This window comes from Amorphoplanes digitatis, assembly GCF_014205335.1.
Taxonomy (GTDB): Bacteria; Actinomycetota; Actinomycetes; order Mycobacteriales; family Micromonosporaceae; genus Actinoplanes; species Actinoplanes digitatus.
Genome location: NZ_JACHNH010000001.1, coordinates 3,019,120 through 3,041,769 on the forward strand (window position 1 = coordinate 3,019,120; position 22,650 = coordinate 3,041,769).

23 protein-coding genes are annotated in these 22,650 nt (G+C 74.1%); 12 read left to right on the plus strand and 11 right to left on the minus strand.

What is annotated here, in order from left to right; genetic code table 11:
- Positions 1-30: 30 nt before the first annotated feature.
- A complete protein-coding gene (locus BJ971_RS13015; protein WP_184992886.1) occupies positions 31-1,320 on the minus strand; it encodes an SGNH/GDSL hydrolase family protein in 1,290 nt (429 codons plus the stop codon).
- A gap of 122 nt (positions 1,321-1,442) precedes the next feature.
- Between BJ971_RS13015 and BJ971_RS13020 the strand changes: the two genes are divergently transcribed.
- The 5 genes from BJ971_RS13020 to BJ971_RS13040 all read left to right on the plus strand — a co-directional run bounded on the left by BJ971_RS13020 (position 1,443) and on the right by BJ971_RS13040 (position 7,369).
- Entirely contained in the window at positions 1,443-2,117 is a 675-nt protein-coding gene (locus tag BJ971_RS13020; protein ID WP_184992888.1) for an adenosylcobinamide amidohydrolase, read from the plus strand.
- A 56-nt stretch (positions 2,118-2,173) separates the two neighbouring features.
- Positions 2,174-2,995: an aquaporin Z gene (aqpZ, locus tag BJ971_RS13025; RefSeq protein ID WP_184992890.1), complete on the plus strand. Its 822-nt coding sequence runs from the start codon at positions 2,174-2,176 to the stop codon at positions 2,993-2,995.
- Between the two features lie 104 nt (positions 2,996-3,099).
- The gene (locus BJ971_RS13030) at positions 3,100-4,446 is read left to right on the plus strand and encodes a M20/M25/M40 family metallo-hydrolase (RefSeq protein ID WP_184992892.1); all 1,347 of its coding nucleotides are present in this window, start codon (positions 3,100-3,102) and stop codon (positions 4,444-4,446) included.
- Complete coding sequence (locus tag BJ971_RS13035; RefSeq protein WP_184992894.1) at positions 4,439-5,941, plus strand: MFS transporter; 1,503 nt, start codon at positions 4,439-4,441, stop codon at positions 5,939-5,941. The genes BJ971_RS13030 and BJ971_RS13035 overlap by 8 nt, the downstream gene beginning before the upstream one ends.
- A gap of 333 nt (positions 5,942-6,274) precedes the next feature.
- A complete protein-coding gene (locus BJ971_RS13040; RefSeq protein WP_239087723.1) occupies positions 6,275-7,369 on the plus strand; it encodes a tetratricopeptide repeat protein in 1,095 nt (364 codons plus the stop codon).
- A gap of 112 nt (positions 7,370-7,481) precedes the next feature.
- On the opposite strand, the gene BJ971_RS13045 is transcribed toward BJ971_RS13040, so the two are convergent.
- The gene (locus BJ971_RS13045) at positions 7,482-7,820 is read right to left on the minus strand and encodes a DUF6086 family protein (protein WP_239087730.1); all 339 of its coding nucleotides are present in this window, start codon (positions 7,818-7,820) and stop codon (positions 7,482-7,484) included.
- A 203-nt stretch (positions 7,821-8,023) separates the two neighbouring features.
- On the opposite strand from BJ971_RS13045, the gene BJ971_RS13050 reads away from it, so the two are divergent.
- Positions 8,024-8,704: a carbon-nitrogen hydrolase family protein gene (locus BJ971_RS13050; RefSeq protein ID WP_377885426.1), complete on the plus strand. Its 681-nt coding sequence runs from the start codon at positions 8,024-8,026 to the stop codon at positions 8,702-8,704.
- A gap of 42 nt (positions 8,705-8,746) precedes the next feature.
- Here BJ971_RS13050 and BJ971_RS13055 read toward each other — a convergent pair whose 3' ends face one another.
- Both BJ971_RS13055 and BJ971_RS13060 read right to left on the minus strand, forming a co-directional pair.
- Positions 8,747-9,946 carry a hypothetical protein gene (locus tag BJ971_RS13055; protein WP_184992902.1) on the minus strand — a complete coding sequence of 400 codons (1,200 nt, stop codon included), beginning with the start codon at positions 9,944-9,946 and terminating at the stop codon, positions 8,747-8,749.
- Entirely contained in the window at positions 9,946-10,473 is a 528-nt protein-coding gene (locus tag BJ971_RS13060) for a SigE family RNA polymerase sigma factor (RefSeq protein WP_184992904.1), read from the minus strand. The genes BJ971_RS13055 and BJ971_RS13060 overlap by 1 nt, the downstream gene beginning before the upstream one ends.
- Before the next feature lie 196 nt (positions 10,474-10,669).
- Here BJ971_RS13060 and BJ971_RS13065 point away from each other — a divergent pair, with 196 nt between their 5' ends.
- Positions 10,670-11,935 carry a hypothetical protein gene (locus tag BJ971_RS13065; RefSeq protein WP_184992906.1) on the plus strand — a complete coding sequence of 422 codons (1,266 nt, stop codon included), beginning with the start codon at positions 10,670-10,672 and terminating at the stop codon, positions 11,933-11,935.
- Entirely contained in the window at positions 11,932-12,264 is a 333-nt protein-coding gene (locus BJ971_RS13070; RefSeq protein ID WP_184992908.1) for a hypothetical protein, read from the plus strand. The genes BJ971_RS13065 and BJ971_RS13070 overlap by 4 nt, the downstream gene beginning before the upstream one ends.
- 1 nt (position 12,265) lies before the next feature.
- On the opposite strand, the gene BJ971_RS13075 is transcribed toward BJ971_RS13070, so the two are convergent.
- The 3 genes from BJ971_RS13075 to BJ971_RS13085 are packed head-to-tail and all read right to left on the minus strand — an operon-like array spanning position 12,266 to position 14,876.
- Entirely contained in the window at positions 12,266-12,712 is a 447-nt protein-coding gene (locus BJ971_RS13075) for an NUDIX domain-containing protein (protein ID WP_184992910.1), read from the minus strand.
- Between the two features lie 29 nt (positions 12,713-12,741).
- A complete protein-coding gene (locus BJ971_RS13080; RefSeq protein ID WP_184998816.1) occupies positions 12,742-14,235 on the minus strand; it encodes a glycerol-3-phosphate dehydrogenase/oxidase in 1,494 nt (497 codons plus the stop codon).
- A gap of 47 nt (positions 14,236-14,282) precedes the next feature.
- Positions 14,283-14,876 carry a TetR/AcrR family transcriptional regulator gene (locus tag BJ971_RS13085; protein ID WP_184992912.1) on the minus strand — a complete coding sequence of 198 codons (594 nt, stop codon included), beginning with the start codon at positions 14,874-14,876 and terminating at the stop codon, positions 14,283-14,285.
- A 17-nt stretch (positions 14,877-14,893) separates the two neighbouring features.
- Between BJ971_RS13085 and BJ971_RS13090 the strand changes: the two genes are divergently transcribed.
- From BJ971_RS13090 to BJ971_RS13105, 4 genes are read left to right on the plus strand one after another with little or no spacing between them, the layout of a single operon-like run.
- Positions 14,894-16,462 (plus strand): FAD-binding oxidoreductase, encoded by a 1,569-nt coding sequence (locus tag BJ971_RS13090; RefSeq protein ID WP_184992914.1) that lies wholly within the window; start codon positions 14,894-14,896, stop codon positions 16,460-16,462.
- Complete coding sequence (locus BJ971_RS13095; RefSeq protein WP_184992916.1) at positions 16,459-17,364, plus strand: diacylglycerol/lipid kinase family protein; 906 nt, start codon at positions 16,459-16,461, stop codon at positions 17,362-17,364. The genes BJ971_RS13090 and BJ971_RS13095 overlap by 4 nt, the downstream gene beginning before the upstream one ends.
- 39 nt (positions 17,365-17,403) lie before the next feature.
- Entirely contained in the window at positions 17,404-18,933 is a 1,530-nt protein-coding gene (locus BJ971_RS13100) for a class I SAM-dependent DNA methyltransferase (protein ID WP_184992918.1), read from the plus strand.
- Entirely contained in the window at positions 18,930-20,135 is a 1,206-nt protein-coding gene (locus tag BJ971_RS13105; RefSeq protein ID WP_184992920.1) for a restriction endonuclease subunit S, read from the plus strand. Before BJ971_RS13100 ends, BJ971_RS13105 begins: the two co-directional genes overlap by 4 nt.
- 67 nt (positions 20,136-20,202) lie before the next feature.
- Here the strand turns inward: BJ971_RS13105 and BJ971_RS13110 are convergent, their stop codons facing one another.
- Genes BJ971_RS13110 through BJ971_RS13125 form a run of 4 tightly spaced genes read right to left on the minus strand, consistent with a single transcriptional unit; the run spans position 20,203 to position 22,631 of the window.
- Positions 20,203-21,159, minus strand: a complete 957-nt coding sequence (locus tag BJ971_RS13110) for an ABC transporter substrate-binding protein (protein ID WP_184992922.1) — start codon at positions 21,157-21,159, stop codon at positions 20,203-20,205.
- Positions 21,160-21,185: 26 nt separating this feature from the next.
- The gene (locus BJ971_RS13115) at positions 21,186-21,770 is read right to left on the minus strand and encodes a GTP-binding protein (protein WP_184992924.1); all 585 of its coding nucleotides are present in this window, start codon (positions 21,768-21,770) and stop codon (positions 21,186-21,188) included.
- Between the two features lie 7 nt (positions 21,771-21,777).
- Positions 21,778-22,209 (minus strand): DUF742 domain-containing protein, encoded by a 432-nt coding sequence (locus BJ971_RS13120; protein WP_184992926.1) that lies wholly within the window; start codon positions 22,207-22,209, stop codon positions 21,778-21,780.
- Positions 22,206-22,631, minus strand: coding sequence for a roadblock/LC7 domain-containing protein (locus tag BJ971_RS13125; protein ID WP_184992928.1), 426 nt, complete (start codon positions 22,629-22,631; stop codon positions 22,206-22,208). The genes BJ971_RS13120 and BJ971_RS13125 overlap by 4 nt, the downstream gene beginning before the upstream one ends.
- Between the last annotated feature and the right edge of the window lie 19 nt (positions 22,632-22,650).

Sequence of the window (22,650 nt, forward strand, 5' to 3'; positions counted from 1 at the left end):
CCTCGAACATATGGTTCCGCGAACCGCTTATCAACGGCCGTCGAAGAGTCGCAGCGGGATCGCGCCGGCCATCGCGGCCATGCCCGCGTCGTTGGGGTGCAGATGATCGCCGCTGTCGTACGCCGCGAGCATGCGCGCCGGCTGCGCCGGATCCCGCACGGCCCGGTCGAAGTCGATGACGCCGTCGTACTCGCCGCTGGTGCGGATCCACCGGTTGGCCGCGACCCGCTTGGCCTCGCCGGCCTCGCTGTAGTAGCCGGGGATGGTGGTGTCCTGGAACGGCGTCATGGTGGCGCCGAAGATCAGCAGTCCGCGCTCGTGCGCGCGGGCGATCAGCTGCCGGTACCCGAAGATCAGATCGTCGACGGTCACCGCCTCCGACGGCGGCGCGATCGAACCCGGCTGCCCGATGTCGTTGATGCCGAGCAGCACGATCACGTAGCGGGCGCCGGGCTGGGCGAGCACGTCGCGGTCGAAGCGCCGCAGCGCGCTGTCGCCGAAGATCGGCCCGATGCCGGCGAACGGGCCATCGGCGAGGGTGTTGCCGTCGTACAGCAGGCGGTTGCCGCCGATGCCCTTGTTGAGCACCCCGAGGTCCCGGTTGCCCAGCCGGCCGGCCAACAGGTCCGGCCAGCGGTGGTTGGCGTCGACCGTGGTGATCGCGCCGTCGGTGATGGAGTCACCGAACGCCACGACGGAGGCCGCCCGGCGCGGGGTGGCGACGCTGACGCCGGAGAGGAAGTACCAGGACGTCGAGGTCGTGGCGCCGGTCAGGGTGCGGGCGCGGGTGACGTTGCCCGCGGCGAGGTAGTTGGTCTGGAAGGCGGACCCGTGCTGGGTCGCGGCGGCGGTCCGCACCGGCAGGTAGACGCTCACCACCAGGTCGGATCCGGCGGGTACGGCGAGCGTCACGGTGTCGCTGAGCGCGGGCGCGCCGGGCGGGACGCGCACCGAGGAGCGCCCGCCGAAGGTGAGCGGGCGGTCCGTGCCGGCGACGGTCTCCGCACCGGCGGCGCGCCGGGCGACGCGCGCCTCGCCGATCACGAGCGGCTCGGTGCCGTACTCGTTGGACAGGCGCACCCGCAGCGACCGGCCCGCGATGCTGACGTGCACGATCTGGCGCAGGGTCTGGTCCTCGAACGTGACCGCCGGCACCGGCGGGGTCGCCGCGCCGGTCACCCCCGTGCTCCAGGTGCCGGTCCAGGAGGCCGGCCGCTCACCGGCGGCGACGGCCGGGCCGGTGAGTGCGAGCAGCGCGGCGCCGCAGGCGGCGACGGCGGCGGTGAACAGCCGCCTCGATCTGGTGGTGGATGCAGCCATCGTCGGCCTCCGCGATCCGCTGGCGCGGCACGGGCCGGCCCCCGCGCCGATCCCCACCAGCCCAGCGCAGACCCGGCCGCCTGTCAAGGCATCGACGATTGTCGCGCCGTTAGGGTCGGTGAGTGATCACCGAACCCGACCTTACCCACCGTGCCGAGGGCGGACACGATATTCCGCTGCTGGTCTGGCGCCTGCCCGAGCCGGTGATCGCGATCTCGTCGGCGGTGCTCGGCGGCGGGATCGGGCCCTGCGGGTGGCTGGTCAACGCGAGCGTGCCGATGTCGTACGACCGGGGCGACCCGGCCGCGCACCTGCGCGAGATCGCCGCCGGGCTCGGGCTGTCCGGTCCCGGCGTCGGCCTGCTCACCGGCGTCGACGTCGCCGACGTGGTGGCGACCGAGGACGGCGGGGTGCGGCTCTGGGCAACGGTCGGCCTCGGCGCGCCGATCCAGGCCGCGGCCGCCGACGGACCGCGCGCGCCGCACGCCGGCACGGTCAACATCGTGGCCTGGGTGCCGCGGCGGCTCAGCGACGGCGCCCTGGTGAACGCGGTCGCCACCCTCACCGAGGCCAAGACGCAGGCGATCCGCGAGCTGGGCCTGGCCGCCACCGGCACCGCGACCGACGCGGTCGCCGTGCTCTGCCCGCGCACCGGTCCGGCGGCGGACTACGCCGGCCCGCGCTCGCAGTGGGGCGAGCGGATGGCCCGCGCCGCCTACCGGGCCGTCCTCGACGGCGGCGCTGTCAACCTGTCGGGCGTGCAGTCGTGGTCCGAGCGGCAGGCCACCGCGGGCTGACGCCGGGATCGCGCAACTCGCCTCGCCGGACACCGGCCCGGGATTAATCTTGGCCGGTGACTCTCTCCAGGCGTCTGGGCGCCGAGTTCATCGGCACGTTCTGGCTGGTGCTGGGCGGCTGCGGCAGCGCCGTGCTGGCCGCGACGGTCTCCGGCGGCGGCATCGGGATGCTCGGCGTCGCGCTCGCCTTCGGCCTCACCGTGCTGACCATGGCGTACGCCTTCGGGCACATCTCCGGCGGGCACTTCAACCCGGCGGTCACCATCGGGCTGTGGCTCGGCCGGCGCACGCCCGGGCGTGACGTGGTGCCGTACATCATCACCCAGGTGGTGGCGGCGATCGTCGCGTCGGCGGTGCTGTGGGTGATCGCGTCCGGCCAGGCGGGCTTCAGCGCCTCGGAGAGCGGGTTCGCCGCCAACGGGTACGGCGCGCACTCGCCCGGCGAGTACACCCTGGCCTCCGCGGCCGTCGCCGAGCTGGTGATGACCGCGGTGTTCCTGATGGTCATCCTCGGCGCGACCGACCGGCGCGCGCCCAAGGGCATGGGCCCGCTCGCGATCGGCCTCTGCCTGACCCTGATCCACCTGATCATCATTCCGGTCACCAACACCTCGGTGAACCCGGCCCGCTCGACCGGCCCGGCGCTGTTCGTCGGCGGCTGGGCGCTCGCCCAGCTCTGGCTGTTCTGGCTGGCCCCGATGGTGGGCGGGGCGATCGCCGGGCTCGGCTACCGCTACGTGGTGGGTGACGTGGGCGCCGAGGAGATCGCCGAGGAGGCGCAGGACACGGCGGCGGCCGAGACGTCCGTGGGAGACCTGCCCGGGCGCCACCCGGCCGCGGAGGAGCTCCGGCGGCGCAGGCAGCAGTCCACGCGCTGACGTCGCGCAAGGTCATTCGACGCGGATGAGGCGTGGCTCCGCGCCTCGGCCGCACGATGGGTGCACCCACCGTTGCGGACGCCGAGGCGATGCGGAGCACAACCATGCAGGCACATGAGATCTCGGCCCGGGCCGCCGCCCTGCTCCCCGGCCTGATCGAGGACCTGGAGAAGCTGGTGGCGATCCCGTCGGTCGCCTTCCCCGGATACCCGCCCGAGCCCGTGGAGCGGATGGCCGAACAGACCCTGCGGATGTTCCAGGAGGCCGGGTTCACCGGCGCGCGCCTCATGGACGTGCCGACCGGCTACCCGCCCATCTACGGCGAGATCCCCGGGCCGGAGGGCTCGCCGGTCGTGGTGCTCTACGCGCACTACGACGTGCAGCCCGCGCCGCCGGAGCAGGGCTGGACCAGCGACCCCTGGACGGCGACCCGCAAGGACGGCCGGATATACGGCCGGGGCGCGGCCGACGACAAGGGCGGCCTGGTGACACACCTCGGCACCTTGAAGATCTTCGACGGGCGGCCGCCCTGCACGGTCAAGCTCATCCTCGAGGGCATGGAGGAGACCGAGAGCAACCTCGAGGCGTTCGTCGAGGCGAACCCGGAGCTGTTCGCCTGCGACCTGTTCGTCATCTGCGACATGGGCAACCTCCGGGTCGGCGAGCCGGCGCTCACCACCGCCCTGCGCGGCGACGTCGCGTGCGTCGTCACGGTCCGCACCCTGGAGCACCCGCTGCACTCGGGCGTGTTCGGCGGCCCGGCACCCGACGCCATGATGGCGCTGGCGCGCCTGCTGTCCACGCTGCACGACGACGCGGGCGACGTCGCCGTGCAGGGCGTCTCGCGCGGCGTCTGGACGGGCGCGGAGCTGAGCGAGGAGGACTTCCGGTCCAGCGCCGACATCCTTGACGGTGTGCGCCTCACCGGCACCGGGCGCATCGGCGACCAGCTCTGGGCGCACCCGTCGATAAACGCCATCGGGCTCGACATGACCGACATCGCCGGCTCCTCCAATGTGCTCATCCCCGAGGCCCGGGCGAAGATCTCCATGCGGATCGTGCCCGGATCGGACCCCGGCAAGGAGCTGGACGCGCTCGTCGAGCACCTGCGGACCCACGCGCCCTGGGGCGCGCAGGTCGAGGTGCGGCGCACCAAGGAGGCGCCGCCGTTCCTGTGCGACACCGGCGGGCCGGGCTACGCCACCGCCCGGTCGGCGCTCGCCGAGGCGTACGGCAAGCCCGCCGGCGAGGCCGGCTGCGGCGGCTCCATCCCGCTGCTGCGCACCCTCCAGCAGGCCGCACCCGGCGCCGAGTTCGTGCTCTGGGGCCCCGAGGACGTCGCGGCGTCGCGCATCCACTCCTCCGACGAGAGCGTGGACCCCCGGGAGATCGAGAGCATGGTCGTCGCGCAGGCGCTGCTGCTGCAACGGCTCGGAGCGCGGGATGAGTGACACCGAAACGGCAAGCGGCGTACGGGGCGTGCTGATCGCCACCTGCCTGTCCACCCTGGTGGTCAACGCGAACACGTCCGCGGTCAGCATCCTGCTCCCGGCGATCAGCACCGACACCGGCATGTCGGTCACCACCCTGCAATGGGCCGTGACCGGCTACTCGCTGGTGGGTGCCGCGACCATCGTGACCTCCGGCTCGCTCGGCGACGTCTTCGGCCGCCGGCGCATCTTCCAGTACGGCCTGCTGCTCTTCATCGCGTCCTGCGTGCTGATCGCGCTCTCCGACTCCGGCGGCATGGTCATCCTCGGCCGCGCGATACAGGGCGCCTCGGGCGCGACGATCCTGGCCTGCGGGCTCAGCCTGCTCTCGGTGGCCACCCGTGGCGCCGACCAGCTACGGGCCGTCTCGTACTGGGGCGCGGCCGCGGCGGTCGGCGCCGCCGCCGGGCCGCTGCTCGGCGGCGTCCTGGTCGAGCTGGCGAGCTGGCAGGCGCTGTTCTGGGTGGACGCCGGCGTCGCCGGTGCGTGCATGGCCCTGACAGCCGCCACCGTCGCCGAGTCGCGCGACCCGAACCGGTCCCGCTCGATCGACGTCGCCGGGAGCCTGCTGGTCGCGCTCACCCTCATGCCGTTCGTGCTCGCGCTGAGCAAGGGCGGCGACTGGGGATGGACGTCCGTCGCCACCCTGGGCTGCCTGGCCCTGGCCGTCGCCGCCGGGTTCGCCTTCGTGGCCGTGGAACGCCGGGTCGCCGTGCCCATGCTCGATCTGGCGCTGCTGCGCAACCGGATCCTGGTCGTCTCCACCATCGCCATCCTCATCGGAGCCGGCACCATCAACGGCCTGATGTACCTGGTCAGCCTCTACTTCCAGGACCCGCAGACGCTCGGGTTCAGCCCGCTGCAGGCCGGCCTGGCCACCCTGCCGGCCACCGCCGGCCTGGTCGCGGTCGCGGCGTTCGTGCCGCGCCTCGCGGCCCGCTTCGGCGGCCGCCAGGTCGTCGCCGCCGGCTTCGCGATCACCGCGGCCGGCTTCGCGGCGATCGGCCTGGTCGAGGCCTCCTGGAAGTACTCGGCCTTCGTCCTGCCGCTGGTCGCCGTCGCCCTCGGCATGGGCCTCTCGAACGGCCCGGCCTCGTCGGCGGCGACGGCCTCGGTCGAGCCGGCCCAGGTCGGCGCGGCCTCCGGCGTCTCCAACATGGCCCGCTACGTCGGCGCGGCCGTGGCGACGGCACTCGCCGCGACGATCTACGGCACCGTGATCGCCGACCGGACCGCACAGGGCGAGCCGGGCGCCGACGCGCTGTCCGCGGGCCTGGCGGCCGCCTCCTGGACCATGGCGGCGATCAGCCTCCTCGGCGTCGCGATGGCGGTGATCATGGGCCGCCACCGCGCCGCCCGCGGCACCCTGGCCGACTCTGCCGCGGCCGCCGGCGCCCACGTACACACCCTCCCGACCTCGGCAACGGCAACCGCACACCCGCCCACCACACCCTGACCGGCCCCTGACCTCCGTGGTCGCTGTCAGATCATGGTCGTTGGGGTCGTCCGGGTCGGTGTCGGTCGTATCGTGCTGGCCGTTGTGGAGGGCTTCCGGCGGCTGGGCGAGGGTGGCTGGTGGCCCGGGAGATCGCGGATGCGGGGCAGGGACGGTGCCGGGTTGACGAATGGCCCAGGCTCGGCCGCCGACAGCGGGCGGGCCGGGAGTCGGGAACCATTGGTTCGCGATGGGCCGGCAGTCGCGGTCGTTCGATGGGTGGAGGTGCACCGGCTGGCGGTCGCCGGCCGGGAGTCCGCGATCGCTCGGGATGTCGGGAGCCGGGTGGCGAGGGTGTGGTTGCCCAGGTCCCGGTTCGCGGACGTGGCCGCCCTGGCGACCGCGACCCTGACGCTCGGCCCAGATGCCGGCTCCTTCTACCACCTGGGCGTTGCTCAATCCTCCACCGGGCAGCCCCGACCGGCTCTGGCCAACTACGAGCAGGCGCTGCACCGGTATCGCGAGGCCGGCGACCGCGGCAACGAGGGCACCACCCTCAGCGGCATCGGCGGCGTGCACGCCGGGCTCGGTGACCGGCAGCAGGCCCTGACCTACTACCAGCAGGCCCTGCCCATCCAGCGGGAGGTCGGCAACCGCGCCGGCGAAGCCATCACCCTCAACAACATCGGCCTCGTGCACGACGGGCTCGGGGACCGGGAGCAGGCCCTGGCCTACTACCGACAGGCCCTGCCCATCGCCCGGGAGGTCGGGAACCGTCCCGGCGAAGCCGCCACCCTCAACAACATCGGCCTCGTGCACAACGGGCTCGGGGACCGGGAGCAGGCCCTGGACTACTTCCAGCAGGCCCTGCCCATCACCCGGGAGGTCGGCGACCGCGCCGGCGAAGCCATCACCCTCAACAACATCGGCGGCGTGCACGACGGGCTCGGGGACCGGGAGCAGGCCCTGGCCTACTACCGGCAGGCCCTGCCCATCCGGCGGGAGGTCGGCGATCGCGCGGGCGAAGCCGCCACCCTCAACAACATCGGCCTCGTGCACGACAACCTCGGGGACCGGGAGCAGGCCCTGGACTACTTCCAGCGGGCCCTGCCCATTGCTCGGGAGGTCGGCGAACGCGCGGGCGAAGCCGCCACCCTCAACAACATCGGCCTCGTGCACGACAACCTCGGGGACCGGCAGCAGGCCCTGGACTACTACCAGCAGGCCCTGCCCATCCTGCGGGAGGTCGGCGACCGCGCCGTCGAAGCCACCACCCGGTTCAACATCGCGATGATCCACTGGGCGGCACGGGATCTCGACCTGGCGGTCGGCGAGCTTGAGATCGTCGTCGACCTCGACCGCCAGGTCGGCTACCCGGACCTCGAATCCGACACCGCCATGCTCGAACAGGTACGCCAGGAACGAGCGAGAAGTCGGAAGGCGACCTGATCACTCGATCAAGGCGCCACCCTCGCTTTTCGTGCTGTTGAGAGCCGGAGCACCTTCGGTGCGGTGGGTTCTGCCCAGACCCGGGCATTCGGGCTCCGGGACTTGGCTCGGGTCACGTGATGAGGTGGAGGTCTTCGGTGATGTCCTCGAACCCTTCCGGCACGGGGTACCACTCACCCGATGCCCGGTAGTCGAGAAATAGGGCGACCTGGAGGAATCCGCGCACCATGAGGCGCAATGGCGCGCTTCCGCTGTGGCTCAGGTACCTGAACGTCGCGGCGAGGAAGGCCCGTACTTTTTCGGGGTCGATCTGGATCTCGTCCCACCCGGTGTTGGTGAAGCCGCTGGGCTGTTTGACAAGGCGCTCCACCGCAGGGATGAGGTCGCCGAACATCAGTGAGGTCGCTTGGCCTCGGTCCCAGACCTCCCAGCCGTCGACCGTGTACAACATGCCCACGCCAGTCTCCTTCCGGCACCGAACGGCGGCGACTGCGGGCGATCATTCCAGGCCGATGGCCGTTCGGCATGCGGTTTGCCGGTCCAGCGAACCTGGCGGCCCTGACGGGCCGCGCGCTTGCCCGACCGGGGCGGGACCTCGGGTCCGGGACGCCTGTTGGTCTCCGCCGAGCTAGCGGTGGCTAGGATCCGATGATCATGCGTATCGCGGTCGCTCAGCCTGCAGTGGTGCCCTACGACGTGGCCGTGAACGCCGCCGCGCACGCGGGCGTCGTCCGCGCGGCGGGCGCGCGGCTTGTCGTCTTCCCGGAGCTGTCGCTGACCGGCTACAACCTGGACGCGCCGCCGGTCGCCTGCGACGACGCGCGGCTGGCGCCCGTCGTCGCGGCGTGCGCCGACACCGGTGCGGTCGCGCTGGCCGGTGCGCCGGTCGTGGCCGCCGACGGCCGCGCCTACATCGCGATGCTGCTCGTCGACGCCGGCGGCGCGAGGGTCGTCTACCGCAAGATTCATCTGCATCCGCCGGAGGACGAACGCTTCTCTCCGGGACCGGGCCACGTCGTGATCGAGCTCGACGGGCTGCGCCTCGGGCTGGCGATCTGCCGGGACGCCTCGCTCGCCGAGCACGCCGCGGCGACGGTCGCGGCGGGCGCGCAGGCCTACATCGCGAGCACGCTCAACTCGCCGGGTGACCCGCGCGACGAGCGGATGCACGCGCGGGCGACCACGCACCGGATACCCGTGGTGCTCTCCTGCGGCGCGGGGCCCGACGGTCCGCTGCTGGGCAGCGGCGGTTCCGGCCTCTGGAGACCGGACGGCACGGTGATCGCGCAGGCCGGCGACGCACCGGGCGAGGTCGTCGTCGCGGACCTGCCCTAGCGACCGGCCGGGCCGGCCCGAGTCAGGCCGGCCAGCTCCTCGTCACCGGCAGCGCCACACGACCGCCTGGATCGTGCCCGTCGCGTCGTCCGACTGTCCGCCGACGGTGCGCCCGTCGTCGCTGACCGAGCTCGCGATGTTGCCCAGCCCGTTCGGCTCGTGCGCGGCCAGGTCGGGCAGCACCACCGTCCTGTCGGCGACCAGCACCGCGCGCCCCTGCCGGTCCGTGCCGACCTGCCAGCCGTGCGCGTTCACCGCGGTGGCGCCCATCGTCAGGTCGGCGAACACGCGCACCTCGCCGGTGCGGACATTCCAGCGGACCGCGGCCGCCACGGTGGCGCCGCCGGCCGCCTTCTTCCTGGCGTCGCCCTTGGCGCCGGTGCCGTCGGTGGCCACCCCGGTCGCCCAGCCGTTGCGGACGCTGAAGACCCGGGCGGTCGTGGCCGGCTTGCCGCCGAGGTCCGGCAGCGGCAGCTCGCGGTGGGTGCCGTCCGGGAACCAGACGTACGCACGCCGGTCCGCGTTGCCGACCACCGTGCCGTCCTCGTCGATGTCGTCGGCGGTCGCCGTCGACGTGCCGGCGGGCACCGGCAGCCGCCTCGGCTGCGCCGTCGCCGACGGCCAGAGCAGCGCGCCGCGGTCGTCGTCGCCGACGATCGCCCCGGCGTCGTTTATCGCGTACGCGGACCCGCGCGCCACCCCCGGCAGCTTCGACACCTTGCCGCCGCGGTAGACGTACGGGACCGGCCCCGAGTCGGCGTAGCTCCAGCCGACCGCGGTGCCCGACGAGTTGACGTCCGGCAGGGACTCCTCGAGGTCGCCGGGGAGCATCACCTTGCGGACCTCGCCGTCGTGCCAGATCACCGCCTGGTAGCCGCCGGCCTTCGGGTACGTGCGCCCGACGAGGTACCGGCCGGTGGGGTCGCCGCCGGTGACCAGCGCCATCGGCTCCTTGTCCGGAACCGGCAGCCGGCCGAGGGTGCAGCCGGTCGGCGCGGCGGGCGCGGCGGTGCGCGTCGCGCCGGTCGCCGCGGTCCGCGGCGCGTCCCGGTCGACCAGCCCGGCCGCGAACGACGTGCCGGCGACGGCGACGGCGGTCACCGCGGCGGCGCCACCGTAGCCGGCGGCGCGGCGGGCACGCAGCCGGCGGCGCCCGTCGGCGACCGCGCGCCGGACGTCCACCGTGGACGGCGTACGCGGCTCGTCGTCGAGCTGTCGCAGCAATTCGAATTCGGACGGCATCATCGGCTCCTCGATCCCTGATTGGTGAACCCCGCCGGCTCCCGCTCACCCAGCAGGCGCCGCAGCGTGGCAAGCCCGCGGGAGGTCTGGCTCTTGACCGTGCCCGCCGAACAGCCGAGCGTCGCGGCCACCTCGTCGACCGGCAGGTCGTAGTAGAACCGCAGCACCAGCACGGCCTGCTGCCGGCGGGGCACCCGGGCCAGCGCCGCCCGCAGGACGTGGCGGTCCTCGACGCCGGTGTCCCCGGCCCGCGCCGGCCGTTCGGGTGTCTCGCGCAGCAGCCGGACCCGGGCCCACGCCAGCCGCCGCTCGTCGAGATAGGTGCGGACCAGCATGGTCCGCACGTACCCGTCGAGGTGGGCGGCGGTGCGCGCTCGGCGCCACTTCACGAACAGCGTGGTGATGGTCTGCTGAACCAGGTCGTCGGCGCGATGCTCGTCGCCGGCCAGGAGGTATGCCAGCCGCCGCAGCGCGGGGATCCGCGCCGTGACGTATTCGACGTACTCCTCTTCCGAACCGTCCCGCATCCTGCCGCCACCCTCCGTTGGGTCATCACCCCTGAGACGGGCGCGGGCGGCCGCGCGGTTGTCAGGACCGGGGAACTTGTGACACGCCCGCGCTCTGTCGGCGGCGGCGCCGATCTGTCAGCCTGGACGAAGCGTGTGGACTCCGGGGGTCACGGTGTACGAAGTTCGGCGGACTCGGCACGAGACCGTGTCCGAGGTGGAGGCGCGGCAGGAGAGCGACGTCCCGCCCGACCTGCGGGCCGCGCGGGCCGATCCGCCGTCCGGCCTCGCCCGTTACCTGCTGTCCCGCGCCGAGGCGAAGCGCCCGGCGGCGCCGGAGCGCACCCGGGCCCGCAAGCCCAGCCTGCTGGACCTCGTGTGGGGCTCGCCCCCGGGCATGGCGGCGCGGGCGCAGGCCGAGCGGGCGCAGCCCGAGCGGGCGAGGCGCACCGACCAGGCGCCGTCGCCGGGAGTGCCCGCGGCCGAGGATCCGCGGATCTTCCTGCTGGAGCGCGCGCTGCCGCCGGAGCTGTGGGCCGAGGCGGGCACGAGGGGTGAGACCCGGCCCCGGCGGACCTATCCGATCCTCTGGCCCGGATCGTCGAGGCCCGCCCGCGTCCGGCCGGAGTTCCACGGCGTCGGCGTCCTTCAGGCCGCCACCCACGCGCACGGCCGGATCCGCACCCGGGGCCTCGGCCTGATGTTCCCGCCGCACACCGTGCACGCCCGCGACTCGACGTCGGTGGTGGTCGGCGACAACTGCGAGCTCACGCAGGTCGACCACGTGCACGTCCGGCAGGCGGTCGTGGCGCAGGACGACGCGCTCAGGTCCGCCCGGGTCCGGGACATCGTCGCCCGTGCCGAACCCGGCCAGGACAACGCCGGCGTCGTTCGTGACCTGCGCGTGGCCCTGAACGACCTGGTCGAGCGCCCGGAGGAGGCCGGACCGACGACGATGTCCAGGCGGATCCGCGCGGACTGCGAGCCGTCCATTCACCGGGCGGCGACGGTCCAGCTCGGCGACGACGCCCTGACCCGCCTCGACTCCCGCTACGTGGTGGAGCGGACGGTCGTGCCGGCGGGCGCGCTGCTCGCCGACAGCGAGGACCTGGCGCGCCGCTACGTCGACCTGTCGGCCGGCGTGCGCGACGATCCCGGCGAGATGGCCGCGTTCCTCGGCGACCTGGTCGGCGCCGCCGACAACGCCACGGACGAGAACGTGCTCGGCTACGCCGACGGGCTGCCGGAGCAGCGCGCCTCCGTGCTCGGCCTGTTCGGGCTGGTCACGGTGGACCAGGCCACCAGCGTCATGATCGGCGTCGGCAACCGGCTGCACACCGAGCTCGACCTGCATCCCGCCGGGTTCAAGCCCGAGGAGGACATCAGGCGCGGCGTCGAGCGGCACCGCGCGCGCCGTCCGCCGCAGCCGGCGCGGGACCGCGCCGACGAGGCGGAACCCGGGCCGAGCCGGTGGTCCGGGTGAGGTTCTGGCTGGTCGCCGCCGGATGCGCCCTCGTGTTCGTGCTCGCCGGCGTCTTCTTCGCGACGCGCGGTTCGCTCGGCGAGGCCGATCAGTACGCCAGCGTCGGCAGCTTCCTGCTGGCGCTGGCCACGCTCGCCGGCACCGCGCTGATCGCCGCGCGCCGGCGCGCGCCCGAGCGGCCCGCGGACGACCCGGGCGGCGGCGCTGCCACGGGTAGCCGGATCCGGATCGGAAAGATCGAGAACGTGGGCCACCTCGCGGTCGGCGACCACAACACGACGCACGTGTACCAGGACGGCACGGGCGAGGGGCCGCGCCGGAAGAGGTGAGTCAGCCCAGCGCGCCGACGAACTCCTCCTGGTGGTGCCAGCTCGTTCGCAGCAGGTCGGCGGCCTCGGCGAGCGGGACGAACCGGCAGCGGATCGGCAGGCCGGTGTCCCAGGCGCCGTCGTCGCCGACCATCGTGTGTGTCCAGGCGTCGCGCGGCTCGTCGGTGGCCAGGTGGAAGTAGATGCTGATGCGCGGGGCGCCGGTGTTGTAGGTGCCCTGCTGCACGCCGACGACGCCGTGCAGCTCGAGGCTGCCCCGTATGCCGGTCTCCTCGACGGCCTCCCGCATGGCGGCGGCGTCGGGCCGTTCGCCGGGTTCGACGCCGCCGCCGGGCAGGTGCGTGCCGGCGTCGGGCGCGGAGGGATAGTCGAACACGAGCAGTTCCCGCCCTCGCGGACCGGTCCTCGTGATGTACGAGGCGGCCCGCACGCGCGCAACGGAAGTCATGCCGCACGGTATCCCTCCGCGCCCGGCCGTCAGGGGCCGGTGGCCGCCGCCGCGCGGTCGACAGCCGAGCGGGCGGCCGGCAGGGCGCGGTCCCGGTCGGCCGGGACGAGGCCGATCCGGGTGCGCCGGTCGAGCAGGTCGTCCTCGTCGAGCGCGCCCTCCCGGAGCAGGCCCCACAGCAGCTCGGCACCGGTCACCGCGATGCCTGCGGCGAGGGGCTCGGCCAGCGCGGGGTCGCCGGCGGCCAGGGCCGCGACGTCCGGCGCCTCGGTGCCGTACCGGGCGACCAGCCGGGCCGGCGCCGCGATCATGGCCAGCCGCTCCGGCGGCGCGGCGCCGACGAGCGGCAGCCGGGCCGTGCGGCAGCGACCCAGCGGCAGCCCGTTCGCGGTCAGCGCGGCGTCCAGGCCGTCGCGGGCCATCCGCCGGTACGTGGTCAGCTTCCCGCCGACGATCGTGGTGACCCCGCCGGGCGAGGTGTGCACGGCGTGCCGGCGGGACAGGTCGGCGGTGCTGTCGGCCGCGCCGGCCAGCAGCGGGCGCAGCCCCGCGAACGCGCCGACCACGTCCGCCTCGGACGGTGCGGTGTCGACGGCCGTGGCGAGCACGTCGAGCAGGAAGCCGCGCTCGGCCGCGCTGGGCTCGGGCACGTCGGGCACCGGGCCGTCGACGGGTTCGTCGGTCAGCCCCAGGTAGATGCGGCCGTCGGGCTGGGGGAGCGCGAAGACGAACCGGCTGGTCTCGTCCGGTACCGGGATGGTGAGTGCGGCGGTCTGCGCGCCGAGGGCGCCGGGGCGCAGGACGAGGTGGGTGCCGCGGGACGGGCGCAGCCGTACGCCGGGATCGAGCTGTTCGGCCCACACGCCGGTCGCGTTGACGACGGCGCGTGCGCGGAACCGGTGTTCCTGCCCGGTGCGGGTGTCGACGACGGTGGCGCCGGCGCCGTGCAGCTCGGTGACGCGGCACCGGGTGAGTATGCGGGCGCCGTGCCCGGCGGCGGTGCGGGCGAGCGCGACAACGAGCCGCGCGTCGTCGATAAGCTGGCCGTCCCAGCCGATCAGGCCGCCGCGGAGTCCGGCGCGGCGCACGGCGGGTACCAGCCGGTGCACCTCGGCCGGGGTGATCCGGCGCGAGCGCGGCAGTCGGCTGGCGGGTGTGCCGGCGGCGGCGCGCAGCGCGTCGCCGGCCACGAAGCCGGCGCGGGTCAGTGCGGCCCGGGGGCCGGAGATCAGCGGGGTGAGCGGCAGGACCGAGGGCAGCGGGTTGACCAGGTGCGGCGCCACCCGGCGCAGCAGGATGTCGCGCTCCACGGCGCTCTCGTACGCCAGAGCGATGTGCCCGCCGGCCAGGTAGCGCAGGCCGCCGTGCACCAGTTTGGAGCTCCAGCGGGAGGTGCCGAAGGCGAGGTCGTGTGCGTCGACGGCGGCGACGGTGAGCCCGCGGGACGCGGCGTCGAGGGCGACGCCGGCCCCGGTGACGCCGAGCCCGACGACGAGCACGTCGACGACGTCGCCGCCGGCCATCGCGGCCAGTTCCCGGTCGCGGCGCGCGGCGCAGAGCGCGGTGCCGGTCACGGCGCCAGGTACCGGTCGAGGAGCAGCCGCAGCTCGGCGTCGAGGTCGGCCTCGGTGATTCCGTCGGTCATCGTGGCGGCCGAGATGACGAAGCCGTGCAGGGCGAGCAGCACGGCGCGGCTGAGCAGCTCGGCGGGCCCGGCGCGCACCGAGCCGTCGGCGTGGCCCTCGCCGATGAGCTCCACCAGCCCGGCGAGCATCCGGTCCTGGCTGGTGCCGCGGCGGTCCACCAGGTACGGCAGCAGCACCTCGGGGTCCAGCTCGACGATGCGGCGGAACACCGGGTGCTCGCGCAGCTGCCGGGCGCCGGTGGCGAGGCCGTCGACGAGCCGCTGCCGGGAGCGCTCGCCGGTCGCGCCGTCCTGTGCGCGCACCGCGAGCTCGCCCCACTCGCGGGTCATCAGGTCGCCCACCAGCGACGCCATGTCGGGCCAGCGCCGGTACATGGTCATGCGGGAGACGCCGGCGCGGCGGGCGACGTCGGTGAGCGTGGTGCGCCGTAGCCCGACGGCGAGAACGCAGTCACGGGCGGCGTCGAGCAGCGCATCTTCGGTCGTACGCCGCTCAGGGGTGTTACGACTGGACGTCATGTGTCACAGTGTAACTCATGAATGACCTGCATTACGTGGCCCGATGGGGCGACCCCGCCGACGCCCTGACGCTCCCGCCCGCCGTCGCCGCCCTGCTCGGCACCGCGCTGGGCGTCAAGGCGGCCCGCCCCGCCGCGCACGCCGCGGTGCTGCCCCCGGTCACCCTCGACGCTTCGGTGCTCGACGACCTGCGCGCCGCGTGCGCGCGGGTGGACACCGACGACGCCGCCCGGCTGGCGCACGCCGCCGGCAAGTCCACCGAGGACCTGCTGCGGCTGCGCGCCGGCGACGCGCCCGGCGCGCCGGACGCGGTGGCCCGGCCGGGCGGCCACGACGAGGTCGAGGCGCTGCTCGCGGCCTGCGCGCGGCATCACGTCGCCGTCGTGCCGTTCGGCGGCGGCACGTCGGTGGTCGGCGGCCTCGCCGCCGACCGCGCGGGCTTCGCCGGCGTGCTCGCCCTCGACCTCGCCGGCCTCGGCCGGCTGCTGCGGCTCGACCCGGTGTCGCGCACCGCGACGTTCGAGGCCGGGGTGCGCGCGCCGATCGCCGAGCGGCTGCTGGCCGCCGAGGGCCTCACCCTCGGCCACTTCCCGCAGTCCTTCGAGTACGCGAGCCTCGGCGGCTTCGCCGCCACCCGCTCCAGCGGGCAGGCCTCGGCCGGCTACGGCCGCTACGACCGCATGGTGGTCGGGCTGCGCGCGGCCACCACGATCGGCACGCTCGACCTCGGCCGGGCACCGGAGTCCGCGGCCGGCCCCGACCTGCGGCAGCTGCTGCTCGGCTCCGAGGGCGTCTTCGGGGTCGTCACCGAGCTGACGCTGCGGGTGCGCCCGGCACCGGCCGCGCACCGCTACGCCGGCTGGACGTTTCCGTCCTTCGCCGACGGCGCCCGCGCGCTGCGGGCGCTGTCGCAGGACGGCCCGCTGCCGACCGTCCTGCGGCTCTCCGACGAGACCGAGACCGCGATCAACGCGGCCACCGGCAGCGGCCCGGACGCCGACGGCGGCTGCCTGGCCGTCGTCGGATTCGAGGGTACGCGGGAAGACGTGTCCGCCCGCGCCGACGCCGCGTCCCGGCGGCTGACGGAGCTCGGCGGCACGTCGCTCGGCGAGACGCCCGGCGAGCAGTGGCGCGCCGGTCGGTTCCGGGCGCCGTACCTGCGCGACGCGCTGCTCGACGCCGGCGCCCTCGCCGAGACGCTGGAGACGGCGACGTTCTGGGACCGGCTGCCGGAGACCTATGCCGCCGTGCGCGACGCGCTCGTCGAGACGCTCGCCGCCGCGGGGACGCCGCCGCTGGTGCTCTGCCACATCTCGCACGTCTACGAGACCGGCGCCTCGCTCTACTTCACCGTGGTGGCGGCGCAGGCGGAGGACCCGGTCGCGCAGTGGCGCGCGGCGAAGGCGGCGGCGAGCGACGCGATCGCCGCCACCGGGGCGACGATCACGCACCATCACGGCGTCGGCCGGGACCACCGCCCCTGGTACGGGCGCGAGATCGGCCCGGTGGGCGTCGCCGCCCTGCGCGGGGTCAAGGCCGCGCTCGACCCGCACGGGATCCTCAACCCCGGGATCCTGCTGCCGTGAGCCGCGAAGCGTTCACCGCGGTGGTGAACCCCGCGGCCGGGTCGGGTGCCGCCGCCGGCCGGATCACCCGCCTGGCCCGGGAGCTGCGCGAGGGCGGCGCCGAGGTGACGGTCAGATACAGCCGCGGCCTGGGCCACGCCACCGAGCTGGCCGCCGAGGCCGCCGCCCGGGGCCACGCAGTTCTCGCCGCCGGCGGCGACGGCCTCGTCGGCGCGGTCGCCGCCGGGCTGGCCGGCACCGGCGCCGAGCTGGCGGTGATCCCGGCCGGGCGCGGCAACGACCTGTCCCGCGCGGTACCGCTGCCGAGCGACCCGGCCGCGGCCGCCGGTGCGCTGCGCACGCTGCCCAGCGCCCCGGTCGACGTGGCCGAGGCCGGCGGCAGGGTCGTCGTCGGCAGCGTCTACGCCGGCATCGACGCCGCGGCCAACGACTTCGCGAACCGCCGCCGGCTGCCCCGGCGGCCGATCGCCTACCAGCTCGCCGCGCTCGCCGTCGCGGTCCGCTGGCGGCCGGTCGGCTACACGCTGACCGTCGACGGGGAGACCGTGCGGCTGTCCGGGCACAGCGTCGTCGTCGCCAACGCGCCCTGGTACGGCGGCGGCCTGCGGGTCGCGCCGGACGCCCGCCTCGACGACGGCCTGCTCGACCTGGTCACCGTCGGCGCGCTGCCGCGCCGCAGGATGGTGGCCGTGCTCGCCGCGCTGCGCCGCGGCGCGCACCTCGGCCTGCCCGGCGTCGAGACCCGGCGGGTCCGGCAGATCACCGTCGCGGCCGACCGGCCGCTGCCCGTGTACGCCGACGGCGAGCCGCTGGGCCACGCACCCGTCACCGTCCGGGTGAGACCGGCCGCGCTGCGACTGATCGGCGTACCCGGGGCGGCCGCGCCGAACCTAGAGTGGTGATCCCGGTCGCAGTCCCCGCCGAGAGAACGGGATTCACCATTGCCCCCACGCAAGCGCGCCACCCCGCAGGGTGAGCCGCCCGGCAGGTCCAGCGCCCGGCAGCTCGAGGACATCCTCTGGCGGGCCGCCGACAAGCTGCGTGGCTCGGTCGACGCCGCCCGGTACAAGGAGTTCGTCCTCGGCCTGGTCTTCCTCAAGTACGTGTCGGACGCGTTCGCCGAGCGCCGCGAGCAGCTTCCCGCCGGCCTGAGGGAGGACCGCGGCGAGTACGCCGGCGTCTTCTGGGTGCCGGCGGCCGCGCGCTGGGACCACCTGGCCGACCGGGCGGCGGCCGGGACCGAGGGCGTCGGCGCGCTGCTCGACGACGCGATGACGGCCATCATGCGGGAGAACCGGGCGCTGCACGGCGTCCTGCCGACGATCTTCAATCGAGGCGACGTCGACCCCGGGCGGCTCCGCGAGCTCGTCGGCCTGATCAGCGACGCCCGCTTCACCGGGCCCGGCGACCGGCCGGCCCGGGACGTCCTCGGCGAGGTGTACGAGTACTTCCTGGAGCGGTTCGCCCGCGCCGAGGGCCGGCGGGCCGGCGAGTTCTACACACCCTCCGGCGTCGTGCGGCTGCTGGTCGAGGTGCTCGAGCCGTACTCGGGCCGGGTCTACGACCCGTGCTGCGGGTCGGGCGGCATGTTCGTGCAGGCCGCCCGGTTCGTGGCCGCGCACGCCGGCCGCGGCCGCGACATCGCCGTCTACGGCCAGGAGGCCAACGAGCGCACCTGGCGGCTGGCGAAGATGAGCCTCGCCATCCACGGCATGGACCCGTCGGGCATCGGCGACCGCTGGGCCGACACCCTCGCCGACGACCGGCATCCGGAGCTGCGCGCCGACCACATCCTGGCCAACCCGCCGTTCAACATGTCCGACTGGGCGCGCCGGGAGGGCGACCCGCGCTGGCGGTACGGGGTGCCGCCGCTGGCCAACGCCAACTTCGCCTGGCTGCAACACATCGTGTTCCACCTGGGCGAGCGGGGCAGCGCCGGCGTGGTGCTGTCGAACGGCTCGATGTCGTCCCAGCAGTCCGGCGAGGGCGAGATCCGCCGGGCGCTGGTCGAGGCGGACCTGGTGGCGTGCATGGTGGCGCTGCCGCCGAACCTGTTCCGCACCACCGCCATCCCGGCCTGCCTGTGGTTCCTGACCAGGGACAAGTCGTACCGGCGCGGCGAGACGCTCTTCATCGACGCCCGGCAGCTGGGCACCATGGTGGACCGCACCGAACGGGTGCTGACTCCCGCGGACATCGCGAGGATCGCCGGCGCGTACCACGCCTGGCGCGGCGGGACGTACGCGGACGTACCCGGCTTCTGCCGCTCGGCCGGGCTGGACGAGATCGCCGGGCACGACCATGTGCTCGCGCCGGGCCGCTACGTCGGCGCCGCCGCCCCCGCGTCCGACCCGGGCGCCGAGCCGCTCGCCGACCGCGTCGACCGCCTTACCAAGGAGCTGTACGCGCACTTCGAGGAGGCGGCCCGCCTGGAGGCGGTCGTCCGGGAGAAGCTCCGGGGCCTGTCGTGACGGTGGCGGCGCCCGCGTCCTGGCCGCGTACCACCCTGGGTGAGCTGTGCGCCGCGGGCGGCGGCGACATTCAGACCGGGCCGTTCGGCAGCGAGCTGCACGCCCGCGACTACGTCGAACACGGCGTTCCCAGCGTCATGCCGCGCGACATCGGCGACAACGTGATCGACACGGACGGCATCGCCCGGATAGCACCGGCCGACGCGCGGCGGCTGTCCCGCTACCTGCTCGCCGAGGGCGACATCGTGTACTCCAGGCGCGGCGACCTCGAGCGCCGGGCCCTGGTCGGTGCCGCGCAGGCGGGCTGGCTCTGCGGCACCGGGTGCCTGCGTATCCGCCCGGGCGGCGCGGTGGACTCCGCGTACCTGTCCTACTACCTCGGCCATCCCGGGGTACGCCGGTGGATCGTGCGGCACGCGGTCGGCGCCACCATGGCGAACCTCAACTCACGCATCCTGGCCGAGGTGCCGGTCGTCGTGCCGCCGCGCGCCACGCAGGAGGCGGTGGCCGGGGTGCTCGCGGCGCTCGACGACCGGATCGCGGTCGGCGCGCGGATCGCGGACACCGCCCGGCGGCTGAACCACACCGTGTTCGCCGCGGCGGCGCGCGAGTCCGGTATTGATCGGACGGTCGGCGACCTCGCCGCCTTCCTGAACCGGGGACAGGCGCCCCGCTACACGCCGGACGGCACCGGCGTGCTGGTCCTGAACCAGCGGTGCGTCCGCGGCGGCCGGGTCAGCCGGGATCCAGCCCGCCGGACCGAGGCGGGCCGGGTCGGCGCGGACCGGATGCTGCGCCGCGACGACGTCCTGGTCAACTCGACCGGCGTGGGCACGCTGGGGCGGGTGGGCATCTGGTCGCACGACGTCGCGGCGACCGTCGACTCGCACGTCACCATCGTCCGGGTCGGCGCCGGGATTCCCGCGATCGTCGGCGCCTTCGCCGTCCTGGCCGAACAGGCGCGGATCGCGTCGCTGGGCGAGGGCTCGACCGGGCAGACCGAGCTGAGCCGGGCGAAGCTGGCCTCGGTCGTGGTGCGGATTCCGGCGGCCGGGCTCGACGCCCTGGCCGCGCGCCTGTCCGCGGTGGAGCAGCGGGCGGACGCCGCGCTCGCCGAGGCCCGCACGCTCGCCGGCCTGCGGGACACCCTGCTGCCGGAGCTGCTGTCGGGCCGGCTGCGGGCCGGCGACGCCGAGGGGTGAATGCGGGCGGCCCGGCCGCCGGCACGGTAGGTGCCAGGGCCGGGCCGTCCTCAGACTCCGGGCGCGGTCAGCGGGGAATCCACTGCTGCCAGGTCGTGCGGTGCGCGTCCAGCCAGCGCTTCGCGGCGGCGTCACGGGACAGCTTCTTGACCGTGATGTCGCGGGCGACCGCGTTCTGGTCGTCGTTGGTCCAGCGGAAGTTCTTGATCAGGTCGGCGGCCGGGCTGCCGGAGTCGACGAAGGCCTTCCTCGCGATCTTGTCGAGGTCGTAGGGCTGGTAGTCGCAGGCCACCGTCTCCGGGTCGGAGTCGCAGCCCGGCTTGTACAGCGGCAGCGGGATGTGCACCAGCTTGATCTCCGACAACAGCCACTGCGGCGTGTAGAAGTAGCCGATCAACGGCTTCCGGTCGGCCTCGGCCTTCTTGAACTCGGCGATCAGCGCGTCCTCGCTGCCCGCGTAGACCACGCTGAAGTTCAGGTTCAGGTTCTTGATCAGGGAGGCGTCGTTGGTGACGAACGACGGGTCGCCGCCCAGCAGCTGGCCCTTGCCCTCGGACTTCGCCGTCACGAACATGTCGGCGAAGTCGTTGAGGTTCTTCCACTTCGTGATGTTCGGGTACTCCTTGGCCATCCACGGCGGTACGTACCAGCCGATGACGCCCTTGTTGCCGGTCAGGCCCTGCTCGACCGCGACCCTCTTGTCGTCGATGTAGGTCTTCTTCAGGTCGTCGTGGCCCCAGTTCTCCAGGATGACGTCGACCTGGCCGCTGGCCAGGCCCTCCCACGACTCGTCCTCGGTCAGGTCCGTCTCCACCACCTTGCAGCCCAGCTCCTGCTTGAGCAGGTAGCTGACCACCGCGACGTTCGCGGCGTAGCCCACCCAGGGGTTGACGGCGATCGAGACGGTGCCGCAGGGCGTGCGCTCCACGCCGGGCGGCGCGGTGATCGCGGTCGACGAGTCGCCGCAGGCGGCCAGCGCCACCACGCTCAGCAGGGCCGCCAGCCGGCGCGTACGAGTCAGCATCGAAGTCCGTTTCTGATTGGGCGTGCCTACCACGTGGGCACCGGCCGCTCGCGGCTCAGGCGCTTGGCCAGGACCTCCTCGGTCAGGGCGACCAGGATGTCCTTGACCGACTCGCGGTGTCGCGCGTCGCACTCCAGGATCGGCACGTCCGGGCCGATACCCAGCGCGTCGCGGACCTCCTCGAGGTCGAAGCGCTGGCTCCGGTCGAACGTGTTGACCCCGATGAGGAATGGGATCTCATGTTCTTCGAAATAGTCGACCGCGGCGAAGCAGTCCTCGATCCGACGGGTGTCGAGCAGCACGATGGCGCCGAGCGCGCCGTCGACCAGGTCGTCCCAGAGGAAGGCGAAGCGGTCCTGGCCGGGCGTGCCGAACAGGTACAGCAGCAGCGCGTCGTCGAGGGTGATGCGGCCGAAGTCGAGCGCGACGGTGGTGGTGGTCTTGGACGCCACCGCGGAGGTGTCGTCGATGCCGATCGACCGCTCGGTCATCTCGGCCTCGGTCACCAGCGGCTCGATCTCGGAGATCGCGCCGACGAAGGTGGTCTTGCCGACACCGAAGCCGCCACTGATGACGATCTTGACCGCCACCGGCGGCAGGGGCGCCGGCACCGGTTCACTAGAGCGCCCGTACACGATCCCTGATCCTTTCGATCAATGCGATGGGAAGTTCACCGAGCTGCTCCTCGACGCGGACATAGCCGTCGGTCACCAGGTCGGCGACGATCACCCGGATCACTCCGAGCGGCACTCCGATGGCGACGGCCAGGTCCGCGATCGACATCGGCGCCTGGCAGAGCTCGACGATCCGGCGCGACTCGAAGCGCAGCGGAGCCGACAGCGCCGCGGGGGAGGCGTGCAGCAGCGTCTCGATGCGCAGCCCGTCGTGCAACGGGCGGGTACGCCCGCCGGTGAGCATGAACGGGCGAACGACGAGCTCGTCCTCGGGTTCCGGCGCGCGTGGCCCCGGCGCCGGCGGCCTCCAGGGTGGCGGCGGACCGGCGTACGGGCTCATGCGGGGATCCGGGCCCCACTCCCGCCGGTGGCTCATCGCGGTAGGTATTGCCGGGACTCGGATATCAGCGCCGGGGTGAGCAGGGCGCCGAACCGGTCGGCCAGCAGGGAGATCTCGTACCCGACCAGGCCGACGTCGCTGTCGCCGCCGGCGACCACGCCCAGGCAGCTTCCGCCCGCGATGACCGACACCAGCAGGAAGCCGCGCCGCATCTCGATCATGATGAGCTTCAGGCCGTCGAAGTCGTAGCGCCGCGACGCGCTGCGCGCGACGCTGGCCAGGCTGGAGACGATCGCCGCCAGGTGGTCGGCCTCGGCGCGGCTCAGCCCGTCCGAACTGGCGATCAGCAGGCCGTCGGAGGACACCGCGACCGCGTCGCGGACCCCGTCTGTCTGGTGGACGAAGTTGCCCAGCAACCAGTTGAACTGGTGCCGGTCGGCAGACGTGTCAACGCTCATGAGAACTCTTTCGACCTAG

Bases quoted from the DNA above. Each gene is read 5' to 3' on its own strand.
- BJ971_RS13015 (WP_184992886.1), bottom strand. From the start codon at position 1,320: ATGGCTGCATCCACCACCAGATCGAGGCGGCTGTTCACCGCCGCCGTC.
- BJ971_RS13030 (WP_184992892.1), top strand. From the start codon at position 3,100: ATGCAGGCACATGAGATCTCGGCCCGGGCCGCCGCCCTGCTCCCCGGC.
- BJ971_RS13035 (WP_184992894.1), top strand. From the start codon at position 4,439: ATGAGTGACACCGAAACGGCAAGCGGCGTACGGGGCGTGCTGATCGCC.
- BJ971_RS13045 (WP_239087730.1), bottom strand. From the start codon at position 7,820: ATGTTGTACACGGTCGACGGCTGGGAGGTCTGGGACCGAGGCCAAGCG.
- BJ971_RS13050 (WP_377885426.1), top strand. From the start codon at position 8,024: ATGCGTATCGCGGTCGCTCAGCCTGCAGTGGTGCCCTACGACGTGGCC.
- BJ971_RS13055 (WP_184992902.1), bottom strand. From the start codon at position 9,946: ATGCCGTCCGAATTCGAATTGCTGCGACAGCTCGACGACGAGCCGCGT.
- BJ971_RS13060 (WP_184992904.1), bottom strand. From the start codon at position 10,473: ATGCGGGACGGTTCGGAAGAGGAGTACGTCGAATACGTCACGGCGCGG.
- BJ971_RS13075 (WP_184992910.1), bottom strand. From the start codon at position 12,712: ATGACTTCCGTTGCGCGCGTGCGGGCCGCCTCGTACATCACGAGGACC.
- BJ971_RS13080 (WP_184998816.1), bottom strand. From the start codon at position 14,235: ATGGCCGGCGGCGACGTCGTCGACGTGCTCGTCGTCGGGCTCGGCGTC.
- BJ971_RS13085 (WP_184992912.1), bottom strand. From the start codon at position 14,876: ATGACGTCCAGTCGTAACACCCCTGAGCGGCGTACGACCGAAGATGCG.
- BJ971_RS13090 (WP_184992914.1), top strand. From the start codon at position 14,894: ATGAATGACCTGCATTACGTGGCCCGATGGGGCGACCCCGCCGACGCC.
- BJ971_RS13110 (WP_184992922.1), bottom strand. From the start codon at position 21,159: ATGCTGACTCGTACGCGCCGGCTGGCGGCCCTGCTGAGCGTGGTGGCG.
- BJ971_RS13120 (WP_184992926.1), bottom strand. From the start codon at position 22,209: ATGAGCCACCGGCGGGAGTGGGGCCCGGATCCCCGCATGAGCCCGTAC.
- BJ971_RS13125 (WP_184992928.1), bottom strand. From the start codon at position 22,631: ATGAGCGTTGACACGTCTGCCGACCGGCACCAGTTCAACTGGTTGCTG.